The sequence below is a fragment of the Arthrobacter sp. GMC3 genome, from assembly GCF_002929305.1.
Taxonomy (GTDB): domain Bacteria; phylum Actinomycetota; class Actinomycetes; order Actinomycetales; family Micrococcaceae; genus Specibacter.
Genome location: NZ_PJIO01000011.1, coordinates 72,290 through 89,135, shown reverse-complemented (window position 1 = coordinate 89,135; position 16,846 = coordinate 72,290). Strand labels below are relative to the sequence as shown.

General features: G+C 62.4%; 13 protein-coding genes. 7 read left to right on the top strand and 6 right to left on the bottom strand.

What is annotated here, in order from left to right:
* Nucleotides 1–6: 6 nt before the first annotated feature.
* Complete coding sequence (locus tag CXQ94_RS16745; protein WP_104091713.1) at nt 7–522, bottom strand: Lrp/AsnC family transcriptional regulator; 516 nt, start codon at nt 520–522, stop codon at nt 7–9.
* Nucleotides 523–672: 150 nt separating this feature from the next.
* Between CXQ94_RS16745 and CXQ94_RS16740 the strand changes: the two genes are divergently transcribed.
* On the top strand, nt 673–1,836 hold the full coding sequence (locus CXQ94_RS16740; RefSeq protein ID WP_104091712.1) for a PLP-dependent aspartate aminotransferase family protein: 1,164 nt from the start codon (nt 673–675) through the stop codon (nt 1,834–1,836).
* Nucleotides 1,837–1,892: 56 nt separating this feature from the next.
* Here the strand turns inward: CXQ94_RS16740 and CXQ94_RS16735 are convergent, their stop codons facing one another.
* Together CXQ94_RS16735 and CXQ94_RS16730 are read right to left on the bottom strand one after the other, a co-directional pair.
* Nucleotides 1,893–3,122 carry an MFS transporter gene (locus tag CXQ94_RS16735; RefSeq protein ID WP_258067144.1) on the bottom strand — a complete coding sequence of 410 codons (1,230 nt, stop codon included), beginning with the start codon at nt 3,120–3,122 and terminating at the stop codon, nt 1,893–1,895.
* Between the two features lie 63 nt (nt 3,123–3,185).
* Nucleotides 3,186–4,214, bottom strand: coding sequence for a nitronate monooxygenase (locus CXQ94_RS16730; protein ID WP_104091710.1), 1,029 nt, complete (start codon nt 4,212–4,214; stop codon nt 3,186–3,188).
* A 17-nt stretch (nt 4,215–4,231) separates the two neighbouring features.
* Between CXQ94_RS16730 and CXQ94_RS16725 the strand changes: the two genes are divergently transcribed.
* Entirely contained in the window at nt 4,232–5,146 is a 915-nt protein-coding gene (locus CXQ94_RS16725) for an N-acetylglucosamine kinase (RefSeq protein WP_104091709.1), read from the top strand.
* Nucleotides 5,147–5,157: 11 nt separating this feature from the next.
* On the opposite strand, the gene CXQ94_RS16720 is transcribed toward CXQ94_RS16725, so the two are convergent.
* Nucleotides 5,158–6,174 (bottom strand): LacI family DNA-binding transcriptional regulator, encoded by a 1,017-nt coding sequence (locus CXQ94_RS16720; protein WP_258067142.1) that lies wholly within the window; start codon nt 6,172–6,174, stop codon nt 5,158–5,160.
* A 218-nt stretch (nt 6,175–6,392) separates the two neighbouring features.
* Between CXQ94_RS16720 and CXQ94_RS16715 the strand changes: the two genes are divergently transcribed.
* The 5 genes from CXQ94_RS16715 (at nt 6,393) to CXQ94_RS16695 (ending at nt 15,181) form a co-directional block, all read left to right on the top strand.
* The gene (locus CXQ94_RS16715; protein ID WP_258067140.1) at nt 6,393–8,213 is read left to right on the top strand and encodes a glycoside hydrolase family 35 protein; all 1,821 of its coding nucleotides are present in this window, start codon (nt 6,393–6,395) and stop codon (nt 8,211–8,213) included.
* A gap of 326 nt (nt 8,214–8,539) precedes the next feature.
* Nucleotides 8,540–9,544, top strand: a complete 1,005-nt coding sequence (locus CXQ94_RS16710; RefSeq protein ID WP_104091708.1) for a glycine betaine ABC transporter substrate-binding protein — start codon at nt 8,540–8,542, stop codon at nt 9,542–9,544.
* 66 nt (nt 9,545–9,610) lie between these two features.
* Nucleotides 9,611–10,828, top strand: coding sequence for a pyridoxal phosphate-dependent aminotransferase (locus CXQ94_RS16705; protein WP_104091707.1), 1,218 nt, complete (start codon nt 9,611–9,613; stop codon nt 10,826–10,828).
* A 15-nt stretch (nt 10,829–10,843) separates the two neighbouring features.
* On the top strand, nt 10,844–11,698 hold the full coding sequence (locus tag CXQ94_RS16700; protein ID WP_104091706.1) for a polyphosphate kinase 2 family protein: 855 nt from the start codon (nt 10,844–10,846) through the stop codon (nt 11,696–11,698).
* 249 nt (nt 11,699–11,947) lie between these two features.
* Complete coding sequence (locus tag CXQ94_RS16695) at nt 11,948–15,181, top strand: InlB B-repeat-containing protein (RefSeq protein ID WP_146070335.1); 3,234 nt, start codon at nt 11,948–11,950, stop codon at nt 15,179–15,181.
* A 32-nt stretch (nt 15,182–15,213) separates the two neighbouring features.
* Here CXQ94_RS16695 and CXQ94_RS16690 read toward each other — a convergent pair whose 3' ends face one another.
* Together CXQ94_RS16690 and xseA are read right to left on the bottom strand one after the other, a co-directional pair.
* Nucleotides 15,214–15,435, bottom strand: coding sequence for an exodeoxyribonuclease VII small subunit (locus CXQ94_RS16690; protein ID WP_104091704.1), 222 nt, complete (start codon nt 15,433–15,435; stop codon nt 15,214–15,216).
* Between the two features lie 8 nt (nt 15,436–15,443).
* A complete protein-coding gene (xseA, locus tag CXQ94_RS16685; RefSeq protein ID WP_181034264.1) occupies nt 15,444–16,706 on the bottom strand; it encodes an exodeoxyribonuclease VII large subunit in 1,263 nt (420 codons plus the stop codon).
* Nucleotides 16,707–16,846: the final 140 nt, after the last annotated feature.

Here is a 16,846-nt window from a genome sequence, read left to right as displayed (position 1 = left end):
GGGCGCCTAGTCCAACGGACCGGTGTGCCCGGGCATGTGCTTGAACACCAGGGTGGTCTCGGTGTGGCCCACCACGGGGTCGGTCGTGAGATTGTCCAGCACCCAATCGCGCAAGGCGTCGGTGTCACGCACGGCAATGTGCAGCAGGTAGTCCACCGACCCCGAGGTGTGGAAAGTGGAGAGCACCTCGGGCAGTTGCGGAACTCGGGAGGTGAAGGCGTCGATCTGGTCGCGGTCGTGGGCGCGCAGCCGGACAGCGATCAACGCCTGCACCGCCCGGCCAATGACGGCAAGGTTCAGCTTGGCTTCGAAACCTTCGATGGCGCCGCGTTCCATGAGTGCCCGGGTACGCATTAGCGCTGTGGAGGGGGCAATGCCCACGGCGTCGGCCAGGTCGCGATTGGTGACGCGAGCGTCGGCCACAAGGGCGTCAATAATCTGGCGGTCGACGGCGTCCAGAGGCTCTGTGGCCTGACTAGCGTGCGGGGAATCGCGCCGAACGTTCTTCGCTAATGACGCCACAAGGTCCTCCGGATTGGTCTTAAAATGCGAGTATTTCGATTGATATAGCTAATAGTTCGCCATGCTACCAAATATCCGACCATATGGACGATACTTGGCTACATTCTCTACGAGGTAGGCGGCAAAGGTGCCGCGGAAGGTGGGTTTGCCATGATGGGTTGGGATTCAAGGGCCGTTCATGCCGGACGTGAGGACCTGGTGGCATTAGGGGTACACGCTATGCCCCTGGACATGTCCACGACTGCGCCGTTGCCCAGTGTGGAGGCCGGTGGTGAAGCGTACGAGCTCATGGCCACGGGCGGAGTCCCGGGCCCCGGACAGTCCACCGTTTATCAACGCTTGTGGAATCCCACCGTGGCCCGCTTTGAGTCCGGCGTTTCTACTTTGGAGGGGGCTGGCGAGTCGGTGGCCTTTGCCACCGGCATGGCCGCACTGACAGCGGTACTGCTGGCCGCCGTGGCAGGAGGGAAACCCCATGTGGTGGCGGTGCGGCCCCTCTATGGTGGCTCCGATCATGTCTTGGCCACGGGCCTGCTCGGCACCACAGTGACCTTTGTACATCCGGACGAGGTGCACGCGGCGCTGCGCCCTGACACCGGCCTTGTCATTGCCGAGACGCCGGCAAACCCCGACCTGAGTCTGCTGGACATCAAGAAACTGGTGACCGACGCCGATGGTGTTCCCGTCATGATCGACAACACCTTTGCCACGCCAGTGCTGCAACGCCCGCTGGAATCCGGAGCGTCGCTGGTTATGCACAGCGCCACCAAGTTTCTCGGCGGCCACGGCGACGCCATGGGCGGAGTGGTCGCCACGGACAGCGCGTGGGCGACTCGGCTGCGTCAGGTACGGGCCATCACCGGGGGATTGCTGACGCCGTGGCCCGCGTATCTGCTCCACAGGGGGCTGGCCACCTTGCCCATACGGGTCCGGGCTCAGCAAAGCGCCGCCCACAAGGTGGCGCTGGCGCTCGCAGGCCATGAGTCCATCACCCGTGTTCTGTACCCTGGACTACCCGAGTGTGATCCGCGCGGCTTGGTGGGAACCCAGATGTCCGGTCCCGGATCCCTACTCTCCTTTGAAGTTCATTCGGCGGAGCACGCGGAGGCCATTCCAAGCCATGTTTCACTGATCACCCATGCCGTGTCGCTGGGCGGAATCGACACGTTGATCCAACATCCGGCAGGTCTGACCCACCGGCCGGTCGCGGCCGAGGCGAAGCCCCATGCCACCATGCTGCGCGTTTCCATCGGATTGGAGAATCCTGAAGACATCCTGGCGGATCTGATCCAGGCCGTCGAAGCCGTCTGCTAGTGCGCGCCATTAGTGCCCGGTAGTGTGCCACTTTGAAAGTGGCGCACTACCGGGCACTAATGGTGCGCAGGCGGCGGTGGTGCCAGGCGCCCGGCCGGAAGCATCGCGGCGGCCAGGGCGGCCGCGATCGCAGCCAGAACGGCCAGCGTCGCAACCAGTGCCGGCCAGCCGAGTGTTTGGAAGACGAGCCCGGCGCTCCATCCCACCACGCTGGAGCCGGCGTAGTAACTGAGGTTGTACAGGGAGGCAGCTTGCGCCCTGCCAGCCGCTGCCATGGAACCCGTCCAGCCCGAGGCGATGCTGTGGGCGCCAAAAAACCCGGCGGTGAACAAGACCAATCCCAGAAGGATCGCCGGCAACGCTGCTGCCAGGGTGATGGCCAGCCCACACACCATGACCGCAATAGAGGCAAGCAACACTGTGCGCCGGCCAAACCGTGCCGCCACAGAGGCCACTGCTCGGGAGGACACCGTCCCGGCAAGGTACGCCAGAAAGATCAGCGCCACGGCCGTTGCCGGCAACAGGTAGGGAGGCGCCTCCAACCTGAAACCAAGGTAGTTGTAGACGCTGACAAAGGATCCCATCAGCAAAAACGCCTGTGCGTAGAGCGCCAGCAACGGCCTGCTGCGCAGCGGCGGGAGCAGCCGGGCAAGCATGTCCGTGAATCCGGTATCGGTCACCGGGCTGAACCCTTGAGGGCGGGGCGCCAGCCAGAGGAATCCGGCGGCGGCGCAGGCACCTGTGAGTGAGACGGTCAGCGTGGCCATTCGCCAGTCTGAAAGGTCCGCCACGGGCCCGGCCAGCAGGCGCCCGGACAATCCGCCCAGGCTTGTTCCTGCAACATAAGCGCCAGCAGCTGCCCCGGCATGCAGGGGGCTGATTTCTTCATTGAGGTAGGCCATGGCCAGCGCCGGTATGCCGCCCAGCGCCGCCCCCTCAAGGGTTCGCAGGACCAGCAGTGTTTCAAAGTTGGGGGCCGCAGCCACTAACAGGCCAAACGTTGTGGCCAAGGCAATGGCCAGTCCCATGGTGCGAACCCTGCCCCACCTGTCGGCAACAAATGACCATGGCAGAACTGCCGCGGCGAGTCCCAACGTGGCAACGGAAATAGTCAGTGACGCCTGGGAAGCGCTGACGTCCAGGTCGCGGGAGAGCAATGGCAACAAGCCCTGGAGCGAATACAGCTGGGCAAACGTGGCTACCCCGGCGCAGGCGAGCGCGGCCAGGATTCGCCGGTAGCCGTTGCTGCCACGGCCATATCCGGGGAAGGGTGCCTCGAGTCTCACCCTCACCACAGTAGGTTATGGCGGGCCGGGGCCGTAGCGAACGCATGACTGACCGTCAAGAATTTACAACTCGTCCAGGAAACCCGCGATCACGGTGCCGACGGGCCCGTCCTGCGACTTTTGCCATGCGGTGCCGGCCCAGAGGTTCAGCGCCTCGGGATCCCCGGCGTCGGCCGCCGCTGCGCGCAGCGGACCGGTGAGCAGATGAACTTCGGGGTAGGCGTCGGGGGCGTTGGCATGGGAACGGACAAAATCGTTGACCAGCGCCCGTGCCGGCCTCCCGGTAAACGCACGCGTGAGCGCCGTCGTCGTGTATTTCGGATCGGCCAGGGCCGCCTTGTGGAGTGCCCTGGCCCCGCTTTCGTCGGTGCGCAGCAAGGCAGTTCCGAGCTGTACGGCAACGGCACCAGCCGTGAGGGCAGCCTTGGCCGTGGCAGCGTCCCCAATTCCGCCGGCCGCAACCAGTGGAAGCCCGACGGCGGCGCGCACGGCCGCGATCAGCTCCACGATGCTTGGCTCGCCAGCACCCCGCGGCTGAGGCAAGAACGATGCGCAGTGGCCGCCAGCGTTGGAATGCTGGACCACTAGGGCATCGACACCCGTCTCTTCGGCTGCCAAGGCCTCGGCCACGCTGGTCACCGAGGCAAGCACCCGGCTGCCAACCCGTTGCAGGTCAGCAACAATGGCGGCCGGGGCCAGGCCAAAGGTGAAACTGACCAGGGGCACGGGGTCCTTGAGGAGCAGGTCAAGCTTTTCCGCCCAATAATCTTGCACCCGTGGATCGTCGGAGGAAAAGGGAAGATCAGGAACAGACGCGCCAAGCCGGGCCGCCTCGGGCAGCAGTTCACTGCGGTAGCGCTCCAGTGCATCGGCCGTCCCGGGATCCAGAGGCTCTCGCGGGGGAAGGAACAGGTTGACGCCGAAATCGGTGCCGGCGGAGCGCAGCGGGGCCAGATGTTCGGCCAGTGCTGCGGCGCTCTTGTAGCCGCCGGCGGCGAAGGCAAGGGCTCCGGCCCGCTGGGTGGCCAAGGCGAAGGTGGCGGTGGTGGTGCCGCCGGCCATGGGTGCAGCGATGACGGGAGATGCGAACATGCCACTAGTCTAGGTGGGTGAGTAATGACACCTTCCCCTCCGTGACCGCGCCGGACGCCTTCGTGGGCCTTGATATTGGCGGCTCAAAAACCCGTGGCATTCTCTGGGTCAACGGTGCCGTGGCGGCCGATGCCAGTGTGGGCAGCGCCAACGTGCAAAACGTCAGCATTGAGACGGCCCGCCAACACATGGCCGAGCTTTTCGCCCAACTGGATGTGGGCGATGTTCAGGTGGTGTTCGCCGGCGCCGGCGGGGTGGACACGGACGACGACGCCGACGCCTTGCGCGCGTTGATCGCACCGTTTGTTCCGGGTGCCCAGATCACGGTGGTCCACGATACCCGGCTGCTGCTGGCCGCCGGTGGGGCGACCACGGGCGTGGCTGTCATCGCCGGGACAGGCTCTGCCGCATGGGGAGCCAATGACGACGGCGACCAAGCCCGGGCAGGAGGATGGGGCTACCTGTTGGGCGACGAGGGCAGCGGCTACTGGCTGGGTCGTGAGGCAGTGCGGTACAGCCTGCACCAAATGGACTTGGGAGCCCCCGCCGATGAACTGACGCGTGAACTCTTGAAGTACTGCAAGCTCAACGAACCGGGTGAGCTCATTGGCCACTTCCATCAGGGCACCACTCGCCGCTACTGGGCGGCGGCGTCCCCTGTGATTTTTGCCGCCGCAGCCAACGGCCACGCCCACGCCCTTGATCTGGTTGATCAGGCCGGCGCGGATTTGGCAGGAATGGCCCATCAGGTGGCGAACCAGCTCGGAATTCAAGGCCCCATTGTGCTGGGTAGCGGGCTGGGCAGCAACGTCCCGGCGCTCCAAGAAGCTTTCACCAGGCATCTGGCGGCCAAGGGAATTACCGACGTACGCATCCTGGCACAGGACCCTATTGCCGGGGTGCCGTTGCTGGTGAGTGCCCGGGAGCTCTAGGTGCTTTTGTTTTAGGCGGCTGGCGGGGGAGCGGTGCTGCCGCGCACCACCAATGTTGGTGCCACCAACTCGGGCGGGTTTTCCGCGTCTGGATTGGCGATCTGGGCCACCAGACGCAGTACGGCCCGGCGCCCGGTGTCCTCAAAGGATTGGCGGATGGTTGTCAGGGGCGGGTTGGCATAGGCGGCTAGGTCGATGTCGTCGATGCCTACCACCGAAACGTCTTCGGGGATACGTCGGCCAAGCTCGGTGAGGGCTCGGATCACACCGAAGGCCATTTCGTCGCTGGCCACCAAGATGGCCGTCACTTCCGGCATGCGGCCCAGGATCATTCCGCTGCGGTAGCCGGATTCCGGGCTCCAGTCGCCGTGGAGTTCTGGCGGTACTTCTTTGCCGGCTTCGCGCAGGGTGCGTCGCCAGCTGTCCAGCCTGACAATGGCGTCGGACCAGTCGCTGGGGCCAGCCACGTGCCACACCGTCTTGTGTCCCAGTTCGAGCAGATGTGCGGTGGCCAGGGCTGCCGCCAGGTCTTGGTCGACGCCCACCAGGTTTTGAAAAATTCCTGAGGAGCCGTCGGTGCTCACTGTGGGGATGCGGGCGGTGAGTTGGCGAATTTGGTCTTCGGCCTCCAGCAAGGGTGCCGCGATCACAATCCCGTCTACCCCTTGGTGGACCAGCCGGCTCACCGCTTCCGTGAGAGCCTTGGCGCTCAGAGTGGAGGTGACGGAATTGACCGTGTAGCCAGCCTCACGCGCCCCGAGTTCCACGCCCAGCGCCAACGACGACCGGGAATAGTTATTGGTGGCTAGTGTCAGGACACCAATAGTCTTCGACTGCCCCGTAACCAGCGCCCTGGCTGTGTTGTTGCGGCGGTAACCGAGCTCTTCCACGACGGCGAGCACACGCCGTCGGGTGCTTTCTTGAACGTTGGGATGGTCGCTGAGGACCCTGGAGACAGTCTGGGCCGAGACCCCGGCGGCTTGTGCCACATCCCGCATTGCCGGACCTCGGGTGAACTTACGTTCCATGGGTGCATCCTTTGTCGCAGGAACTTGCGGACATGAGGGCTCTGGTTCGGGCTCCCCACAAGTTGTTATGGCAAGTGTAATTGTTCCTTGTAACATCGGCCCGGCCAGCCTCCGGATTGGCTACGCCCGACTGCTGGGGAGTAAAGTGGACACGTTAGTGTTATCGATAACAGTTTCTTCTTGCCCCACCGCGGCGGAGCCAGTATTCAGGAGTGTAGTTGCCTACGAACGCCCCCTTGCCCGCGTTGAGTTACGCGGACCGCAAGCTCTTCAAAAATGGCCGTCCACATCGCATCATTGCAGGTGCCATGCACTATTTCCGGGTCCATCCCGCGCAGTGGCAGGACAGGATCGACCGCCTCGTGGCGATGGGTGTCAATACGCTGGACACCTACATCGCCTGGAACTTCCACCAGCCAAACAAGGGTGAGCCGGCCGATTTCACCGGCTGGCGTGACGTGGCCCGGTTTATCACCCTGGCAGGCGACGCGGGATTGGATGTGATCGTCCGGCCGGGCCCCTACATCTGTGCCGAATGGGACAACGGCGGGTTCCCGTCCTGGGCTATCTCGGACCCGGAGATGGTGCTCCGTTCCTCCGATCCACTCTTCACCGACGCCGTTGGTGCTTGGTTTGATGAGCTGCTGCCGGTGCTTGCGCCGTTGCAGTCCGCCCAGGGTGGCCCCATTGTCGCTGTGCAGATTGAAAACGAGTACGGCAGCTATGGCGATGATCAGCAGTACCTGCGCTGGAACCGTACAGCCCTCCAGGACCGCGGGATTACCGAGCTGCTGTTCACCGCCGACGGCGGCACGGACTACTTTCTTGACGGCGGCTCCCTGCCAGATACCTGGGCGACGGCGACACTGGGCTCCCGTGGTGAGGAAGCCGACGCCGTCTGGGAACGCCGTCGGCCCGGGGAACCGTTCTTCAACGTTGAATTTTGGAACGGCTGGTTTGACCACTGGGGCGAAGATCATCACATCCGTAGCGCAACGGAGGCTGCCGGGGAGGTCAAGAAGATCCTGGAGCTTGACGGTTCGGTCTGCCTCTACATGGCCCATGGCGGCACCAACTTCGGCCTGAGCTCCGGCGCCAACCACGACGGCGTCATCCAACCCACGGTGACCAGCTACGACTCCGACGCGCCCATCGCCGAAGACGGCAAACTGACAGAGAAGTTCCACGCCATGCGGGAGCTGTTCTTCGCCGCCGCAGGCCGTGAATTGACGCCCGTTCCTGAGCACCTGGAACGCGCGCCCGCTGTTGTCCCGGCCCACAACTTTGCGCTGCATCCTGGCACGGCACTGCTGGACTTTGTTAGGGGGATCGAGCCGGTACACAGCGTCAAGCCGCTGTCCTTTGAACGTCTCGGCCTCGACCGTGGACTGGTCCACTACACGGCAACGGTCAAGCTGCCCCTGGGAGAAACCGACGTCAAGATCCGCGGCCTGCACGACCGGGCCCATGTGTGGATCGACGGCGACTACTCCGGTGTTCTCCACGACGGCAATGGCCACGACGGGCTCAAGGTTGCTGGCACGGGGGACATGGCAACCCTGGAAATCCTGGTGGAAAACCAGGGCCGCATCAACTACGGACCGCTTTTTGGTCAGGGCAAGGGAATCCTCGACGGCGTCCTGATAAACCAGCGGTACGTTTTCCATTGGGAGCAGCGCGCCGTGAACTTGGAACTGCCGCTGGAGCAGTTGCTCACGGTGGGTCTCGCTACGGAATCTGCCTCAATTACTGGCGGCCCCGGGTTCTTCTACGGCGATCTCGTCATTGGCGAGCCCGCCGACACCTATCTGGCATTTCCCGGATTCGGCAAAGGTATCGTCTGGCTCAACGGGTTCCTGCTGGGTAGGTACTGGGAGGTGGGACCGCAAATATCCTTGTACGTTCCCGCCCCGCTCCTGGTGGCAGGTTCCAACACGGTCACGGTCCTGGAACTCGACCACGGTGGCTCACACGCACAACTGCTGGAAGCGCCAGCCCTGGGCGATATTGGGGCGACCCACGTGGAGGACCTGGGCTAAGCCCCACGCCCTCCCTCCACTCGCTGCGCTCGCGGCGGGTCCCTCGGGCGCGTGGGCCCCACAAGTCGCGGAGGTCAGATCAACACGCCCTCCCACCACTCGCTGCGCTCGCGGCGGGTCCCTCGGGCGCGTGGGCCCCACAAGTCGCGGAGGTCAGATCAACACGCCCTCCCACCACTCGCTGCGCTCGCGGCGGGTCCCTCGGGAGCGTGGGCCCAACAAGTCGCCACGGGAGACACTCACGGCTAAGCTGGCTTGGTAGGGCTGGCGCTGTTCTAGCGCGCCCTGCCAGCCAACTTTAAGTAACCAGCCTTTCGGAGGAGAGCATGCGCCTGCAGCGAATCGCCGCCGGTCTCGGTGTCGCGCTCGTGCTAGCTTCCGGGGTCACGGCCTGCACCCCAACGCCCATCGTGGCCATTCCCAGCGTCTCGCAGATTGCCGGAGGAACGCCCATAAAGGTGGGAACTCCGGCTGTTCCTGACGGCGCAGTGCCTTTGGAAGGGGCTTTGCTGGCCAACGTTTACGCGGCGGCCCTGAATGCTGCCGGTGTCATGGCAGTCGTGTCGCCGGAGGACCCTAAAGACCCCACACTGCTAGGCCAGTTGGAGAACGGCGCGGTGGACATTGTTCCCAGCTACTCCAGCACGGTGTTGGATGCACTAGCGTCGGCCAATCCGCAACCGTCCGCATCTCCCTCGACGTCGGCGGCGTCGTCGGCAGTGAACAACGCCGTCAGCAGCTCCCAGGTTCTGAATGCCCTTGAGAGCGCCCTGCCGCCCAGCGTTTCAATGGCAAATGCCACCAGTGCCGAGGACGACGACAACCTTGTTGTCACCACCGTCACGGCCGAAAAGTACCAGTTGAAAACCATCGCAGACCTCGCGAAGGTGTGCGACAAGCTTGTGTTTGGCGGGTCAGCGGAGTTCCGTACAAAGGTCCGGGGCCTCCCAACCCTGGCAACTGACTACAACTGCATCCCGCAAAGATATGTTGAGTTGCCCAACACCTACTCGGAGTTGCTACTTGCCCTGCTGCGCGCCGACGTTCAGGTGGCGGACATTCATAGCTCGTCTCCTGCGATCAGTGACAACGACCTGGTAGTCCTGACCGACAACAGGCAAATTTTCAGGCCGCAGACTGTCGTTCCGCTGGTTTCGAGCAAGCATGTCTCGGAGGATGTCACTAACGTCCTGAACAAGGTCAGTGCCGTGTTGAATAGTGATGAGCTGATCAATTTGAACCGCCTGTCGTCAGAAAGCCAATTCGGATCCTTGTCCGAGGTGGCCACTGCTTGGCTGGTGGAAGTTGGGCTGATCAAGGCCACTTCTTAGCCATTGGCCCGCCACGCCCCGGCGTCTTTCACGCAAGCACGGGCCCTGTTGTGCGATATTTGGTAAATGGCAGAATTCAAGCAATCCACCAAGCTTCACAATGTTCTCTATGACATCCGGGGGCCCGTGCTGGAGCGGGCCCAAAAGTTGGAGGCCGAGGGCCACCGGATCCTGAAGCTGAACATTGGCAACCCGGCGCCCTTCGGGTTTGAAGCGCCGGATGCGATCTTGGTAGACATGATCCGTCACCTGCCCCACGCCCAGGGATACAGCGATTCTCGCGGCATCTTCTCGGCCCGCACCGCCGTCGTCCAGTATTACCAAACGCGTGGCATCCACAATATCCACGTCGACGACGTTTACCTCGGCAACGGTGTCAGCGAACTCATCACGCTGTCCCTCATGGCGCTGCTGGACACTGGCGATGAAGTGCTGGTCCCAACCCCGGACTACCCACTGTGGACAGCTTCGGTGAGCCTGGCCGGCGGGCGCCCTGTGCACTACTTGTGCGATGAGGACAACGAGTGGTGGCCCGATCTGGAAGATCTGGAATCCAAGATCACGCCCCGTACCAAAGGCATCGTCATCATCAACCCCAACAACCCGACGGGTGCCGTCTACCCGCGGCATATCGTTCAGGCCATGGTGGATTTGGCCCGCAAGCACAGCTTGGTGGTGTTCTCGGACGAGATCTACGAGAAGATCCTCTACGACGGCGCCGAACACATCAACACCGCCATCATCACAGGCGATGACGTCCTGTGCATGACGTTCAGCGGACTGTCCAAGGCCTACCGGATCTGTGGCTACCGTTCCGGTTGGCTTGCCATTTCCGGGCCCAAGAGCCGGGCCGCGGACTACCTTGAAGGCATCAACCTTCTCGCCAACATGCGCATGTGCGCCAACGTCCCCGGACAGCACGCCATCCAGACAGCCCTTGGCGGGCACCAAAGCATCGAGGACCTGATCCTGCCCGGCGGCAGACTCAAGGAACAGCGGGACATCGCTTACCGTCTGCTCAATGAAATCCCGGGTGTTTCAGTCAACCAGGCCCAGGGTGCGCTTTACCTGTTCCCGAAGCTTGACCCGGAGATTTACCCGATCAAGAGCGATGAAAAGTTTGCCCTGGACCTGCTGGAACAGCAAAAGATTCTCGTCTCCCACGGAACAGCCTTCAACTGGATTCGCCCCGACCATTTCCGGCTCGTCACCTTGCCCAACGTCAAGGATCTGGAAGAGGCTGTTGGCAGGATTGCGGAGTTTTTGAGCACGTACAAACCCTAAGGAAAGGCCCACACTGTGTCACTGCCCCTCGGTTTTAGCGAAAATCCCTCCCACCTACTCAAGGCCGGTCCAGGGTTCAGCCTTGCCAGCGTGCCCACTAATGCTTCACCCGGTTTTGACGGCAAGAAGGACGACGGCGCAGCCTCCTTGGCAGCGCGGGCGCCGGTTTTGGCGCAACTGCAGGAGCAGCTATTCGCGGAAAGCCGTTTTGGTGGGACGAAATCGGTCCTGCTGGTGCTGCAGGCCATGGACACCGCAGGTAAGGGCGGCATCGTGGGGCGCGTGGTGGGAGCGGTGGACCCGCAAGGCGTAAAGCTGACAACTTTCAAGGCGCCCACCGATGAGGAAAAGGCTCACGATTTCCTGTGGCGGGTGCGTCCCGCCGTGCCGGGGCCGGGCATGTTGGGGGTCTTTGACCGCTCCCACTACGAGGACGTGCTGATCCACCGCGTTCATGCTTGGGCAGATGCGGACGAGTTGGAACGCCGCTATGCAGCCATTAACGATTTCGAGGCTGAGCTGGCTGCCGCCGGAACCACTGTGGTGAAAGTAATGCTCAATTTGGGACGTGATGAACAGCTTCAACGGCTGTCCGCACGCCTGCACGATCCCACCAAGTACTGGAAGTACAGCCCGACCGACCTGGATGAGCGGGCGTTTTGGCCCGACTACATGGACGCCTACCAAAAGGTGTTTGAGCGGACAAGCACGCCGAATGCGCCGTGGTACGTGGTGCCCGCGGACAAGAAATGGTACGCCCGGATGGCCGTTCAAGAGATCCTGATCGAGGCACTGAACGGGCTGAACCTGCAGTGGCCGGCCGGGGACTACGACCTGGAACATGAGCGGGCAAGGCTCAAGACCGCCTAAAACTAGGCGGGCCCGCCAGTGTCGTTGCTCACTCCTTTTGGTGGCTGGTGCAGGCAGCGGCGGCAGAAACGGCGCCAGCGCTGGCGAGGGGTCATTGGGCCTCCGTGGGCGTGAGTTTGTTCCGATATAAACGTATTAAAAAAAGTGTATTGTCGTGTGGTTTGCACTTTGGCGGCTGTCCGCCTTGGCCTGATACGCGCGGCGCGCCTTGCCGGGCGTCGCCGCCACAACCCAGGAGAACCACACTTCATGCCCACTGCTTCATCTGCTGTGCCTTCTCGCGCACGGCACGCTACTTTTTGCCGGGTGCTCGCCGGCGCCGTGGCCACCGCGGCCCTGCTCACAGCCAGCTTTGCACTTGTACCAGTCGCGCCAGCTTCTGCAGCCGTAGGCGTTGCAAATCCCGCCGCGTTGGCAATGGCCTTCGCAAATGGGGGACTTGTCACCCTTGGAGGCAACTTCTCGGTCTCGTCCAGCGACGCACCTATCGCCGTTCGTGTGGGGAATCCTGTCACACTGAATCTCAACGGTTATAAGTTGACCACCACCGGCGCAGGGAATCGCGCCGGAATCGAGGTGCCAAAGGGTGCAAGCTTCACGCTGACAGCCGATGGTGGCGGGATCCTCACCGCCATTGCTGGCAATTTCGCCGCAGGAATCGGCGGTAGTGCGGACGGGGCAGGCGGAACGATCGAGATTGCAGGCGGCACCGTCACCGCCACCGGTAGCGGCTTCGGTGCGGGGATCGGTGGAGGCTCGCATTCGGATAGCGGAAGCATCAAAATCTCTGGCGGCACGGTCACGGCAACCGCAGGAATCGGCGCTGCAGGAATTGGCGGCGGCAATGTTGGGGATGGCGGAACCATCAAAATTACTGGTGGCTCCGTGACTTCAACCGGCGGCGAAAACGCTGCGGGCATTGGCGGTGGTGATACTGGCGACGGTGGAAATATCGAGATTACGGGTGGCACTGTTACCACTACCGGTGGCAAATATGGTGCCGGAATCGGCGGCGGTGTTGGCCGGCACGGCGGCGTTCTCAATGTCAGCAATGGCGTCGTCACCGCAACCGGTGGTCGTGATGGCGGTGCAGGAATTGGCGGTGGCGCAGGATTTGACGGTGGCATGTACGGCGGAAACGGCGGGGAAATAAAGATCACAGGCGGAAAAGTCGCTGTCGCTGGATCAGCAAACTCGCCGACCGTCGTCATCGGTGCAGGCGCCTACGGCACCGAATTCGGCAGTCTCGCAAACTCCGGAACCCTGACCATTGCCGCAGGCAGTACCCTCCGCATCCCTGCTGGCACGACGGTTGCCAACAGCGGGACTATCCGAAACCACGGCACAATCAATGTTGGAGGTGCAATCACCAACTTGGGAAGGATTGTCAGCCCGGGAACAATCACTCCCGTGGAAAAGGTGGCTGGGAACAACTACCTAGTCTCCTTTGACGACACCAAGTCCACACCCCCGACCAATAGCCAAAAGCGCATCTTTGCTGGCAGCCTCGAGGCAGCGGAAGCCTCGCTGCCCACCCTGGTCCCGCCCAGTCATTATTCGGCTGGCTGGTTCACCGCAGCTTCCGGAGGGGCCAAGTGGGGCATCGCCAGTGCAATCAACAGCGACCTGACTTTGCACTCGCAGTGGATCCTAGATACGCACACGGTCAGCTTTGATAGCGCTGGTGGCAGCGCCGTCGCACCCGTGAGCACTAACTTCGGAACGGCTATTGCCGCGCCTGCCGTCTCGACGTTTGCCGGGCACACGTTTGTCGGTTGGTTCAATGGTGGCAGTGCATGGAATTTCGCGACGCCTGTTGCCGGCGATATGCAACTTGTCGCGCAGTGGACCCTGGACACCCATACGGTCACTTTTGACAGCGCTGGCGGAAGCGCCGTCGACCCCGTGAGCACAAAATACGGAACAGCTATCGCCGCGACCGCCGTTCCGGCGTTTGCCGGGCATACGTTCGTTGGCTGGTTCAATGGTGGCAGTGCGTGGAACTTCGCGGCGCCTGTAACTGGCGACCTGACCTTTGAAGCGCGATGGACACTGGATTCCCATACGGTCAGCTTTGATACCGGTGGTGGCAGCGCCGTCGCTCCCATGACCGCGAATTATGGGACCGCAATTTCGGCACCCGGGGTCCCAACCCTTGCTGGGCATACGTTTGTTGGTTGGTTCAATGGTGGCAGTGCGTGGAATTTCGCCGCTCCGGTGATGGGAGACATGACCCTTGATGCGCAGTGGACTTTGGACACTCACAAGGTCACTTTCGATACTCATGGCGGCAACACCGTCGCACCGGTGACTGCTGATTACGGCACGGTCGTTGAGGCACCTCCGGTCCCGACATTTGCCGGACACACTTTCGCCGGTTGGTTCAACGGTGGCAGTGCGTGGGACTTTGCTACGCCGGTGACCGGTGACATGACCCTTGACGCGCTGTGGACCCTGGATACTCACCTGGTCACCTTTGACGCTAACGGCGGCAATGCGATCGCCGAGGTGACAACGGATTTTGGGACTGCTGTTGCTGCACCTGCTGTCCCGACGTTTGCTGGGCACACGTTTGTTGGTTGGTTCAACGGTGGCAAGGCGTGGGACTTCACTATGGCGGTGACCGGGGACATGACGCTTGTGGCGCAGTGGACCTTGGATACTCTCAAGGTAACCTTCGATACTCATGGCGGCAACACGATCGCGTCGGTGCCCACTGATTACGGCACTGTTGTTCCGGCGCCTGCAGTCCCGACATTTGCTGGGCACACGTTCGTTGCGTGGTTCAACGGTGGTACTCCGTGGGACTTTGCTACGCCGGTGACCGTTGACATTACCCTTGACGCGCATTGGACTTTGGATACTCATAAGGTGATTTTTGATACTCATGGTGGCAACGCCATCGCCGAGGTCACTAGGGATTATGGGACCGCTGTTGCGGCTCCGGACGCCCCAACGAAGACCGGGCACACGTTTGTTGGTTGGTTCAACGGTGGCAAGGCGTGGGACTTCACTACGGCGGTGACCGAGGACACGACGCTTGTGGCGCAGTGGAACTTGGATACTCACAAGGTCACTTTTGATACTCACGGTGGGAACGCCGTCACGCCAGTGACTGCCGACTTCGGCACCGTCATCCAGGCACCCGCCGCTCCGACGCGGGCCGGTTACACCTTTACTGGCTGGTTCCAGGATGTCGAGTTGACCGCGGTATTCGATTTCAACTCCACGATTACTGCCGACACGGCTCTCAACGCAGGATGGACGAAGAACGTTGTTGCTCCGCCCGTGGACAACGCTGTTATTCCACCGACTACCTCACCGGCTGCTGACAACCCAGCGGCCAAACCACCAGCGACTCCGGGCACCGGTCTTGCCACGACCGGTGCAGCCGGACTCACTGGCGGCCTGTTCGCTGCCCTGGCGCTCCTACTGGGCGGTGCAGTGCTGGTGCTGATACGGAAACGCGCCAAGCGAAGCTGAGCCCCACGCTGAGCCGCCCTTCGTTCGCGGGTTTAGTCCTCCGTGGTGGCGCGGGCGGCTGCCAGACGTGCTTTGGCGCCCTCGAGCCATTCCTCGCACTTTTTCGCCAGCGCTTCGCCGCGCTCCCACAGTGCCAGGGAGTCCTCGAGGCTGGAGGAACCGGCCTCAAGCTGGTTGACCACAGCCACTAGCTGTTCGCGGGCCTGCTCGTAACTTAGCGTTGCAACATCTTCATTGGGTGTGGCGGTGCTCATGGGAATCCTTACTTGGAGGGGGAGTGGGAGGCGGTTGCCACAGCGGTGAAATCGCCGCCGGCAACCCGGATATTCAAGGGTGTGCCATCGGCTGCCTGGGCCGGTTGGCGCACAATACTGCGGTCTTCAAGCTGCACGACGGCGTAACCTCGGTCGAGCGTTTTCTGCGGCGACAAAGCCCTCACCTGAGCACGAAGGTGGCCAAGCTGGTCAGTGTGGCGGCTGACTTGGGTACGAACAGCTGTCTGGGCCCGCCCGCGGAGCCGCACCACGTCGTCGTACCTGGCCGTCAGGCTGGCCTCCGGATTCGCCAGGACTGGGCGGGAACGCAGCTGAGCAAGGCGGTCGCCCTCGCGTTCCAGTAACTGGTTGATGCGCCGGTTGAGCTGGATCCGTGCCTGGTCTACGCGGCGCAGTTCCTCGCTCACATCGGGCACAATTCGCTTGGCGGCATCGGTGGGGGTGGAGGCGCGGAGATCTGCTACATCATCAAGCAACGGCCGGTCTGCCTCGTGGCCAATGGCGCTGACCACGGGGGTGACGGCTTCTGAGACAGCCCGAACCAGGGATTCATGACTGAAGGGGAGCAGGTCTTCCATCGAACCGCCGCCACGGGCAATGACAATAACGTCAATGCGGGGATCCGCGTCGAGTTCCTGCAGGGCGCCAATAACGGCCGACACCGCGTTGACGCCCTGGACTGCCACCTCGCGAACCTCAAATTCCACGGCTGGCCAACGCAGGGCAGCATTGCGCAGAACATCCTTCATGGCGTCGGAGTTGCGCCCGGTGATGAGACCGATCCTGTGGGGGAGCAGGGGCAGCGGCTTCTTCCTGCGAGGATCGAACAAGCCCTCAGCCGCTAATGCCTGACGAAGCTGTTCAATCCTGGCCAGCAAATCGCCCAGCCCCACAGGCCGAATGTCCTTGCCCTGCATCGAGAGCCGGCCAGTTTTCATCCAAAAATCGGGTTTGAGCTGCGCCACGACGCGTGCGCCCCGCTCCAACGGTGTAGCGAGCTGGCTTAGAACCGAACCCCACACGGTCACGCTGAGGGACACTTCGGCATCAATGTCACGGATGGTCAGGTAGCTAACATTGGCCCGGGTGTTGAGTTCGATGATCTGACCCTCAACCCACGCAGGAGGGGCTTTTTCAATGTGCGCCTTGAGCTTTTGGCTCAGCAGGGACAACGGCCACGGGTTCTCCGGACTTGTCTCGGCTGCCGTGACCGGAATGATCTTTTGTTCCGGAGCGTCTTGCGAGGGCACTGCTCACCGTCCTTAGTCTGCGCAACTATTACTTGGAACTACTCTAACTTTGCGCACCGACAATCTTGCCCCGCCATCCACAGGACCCACTGGCCGTCCGGTGATTTCCATGACATAAAGTGGAAGTTCACCACCAACGC

Bases quoted from the DNA above. Each gene is read 5' to 3' on its own strand.
- CXQ94_RS16740 (WP_104091712.1), top strand. From the start codon at position 673: ATGATGGGTTGGGATTCAAGGGCCGTTCATGCCGGACGTGAGGACCTG.
- CXQ94_RS16730 (WP_104091710.1), bottom strand. From the start codon at position 4,214: ATGTTCGCATCTCCCGTCATCGCTGCACCCATGGCCGGCGGCACCACC.
- CXQ94_RS16720 (WP_258067142.1), bottom strand. From the start codon at position 6,174: ATGGAACGTAAGTTCACCCGAGGTCCGGCAATGCGGGATGTGGCACAA.
- CXQ94_RS16710 (WP_104091708.1), top strand. From the start codon at position 8,540: ATGCGCCTGCAGCGAATCGCCGCCGGTCTCGGTGTCGCGCTCGTGCTA.
- CXQ94_RS16705 (WP_104091707.1), top strand. From the start codon at position 9,611: ATGGCAGAATTCAAGCAATCCACCAAGCTTCACAATGTTCTCTATGAC.
- CXQ94_RS16695 (WP_146070335.1), top strand. From the start codon at position 11,948: ATGCCCACTGCTTCATCTGCTGTGCCTTCTCGCGCACGGCACGCTACT.
- CXQ94_RS16690 (WP_104091704.1), bottom strand. From the start codon at position 15,435: ATGAGCACCGCCACACCCAATGAAGATGTTGCAACGCTAAGTTACGAG.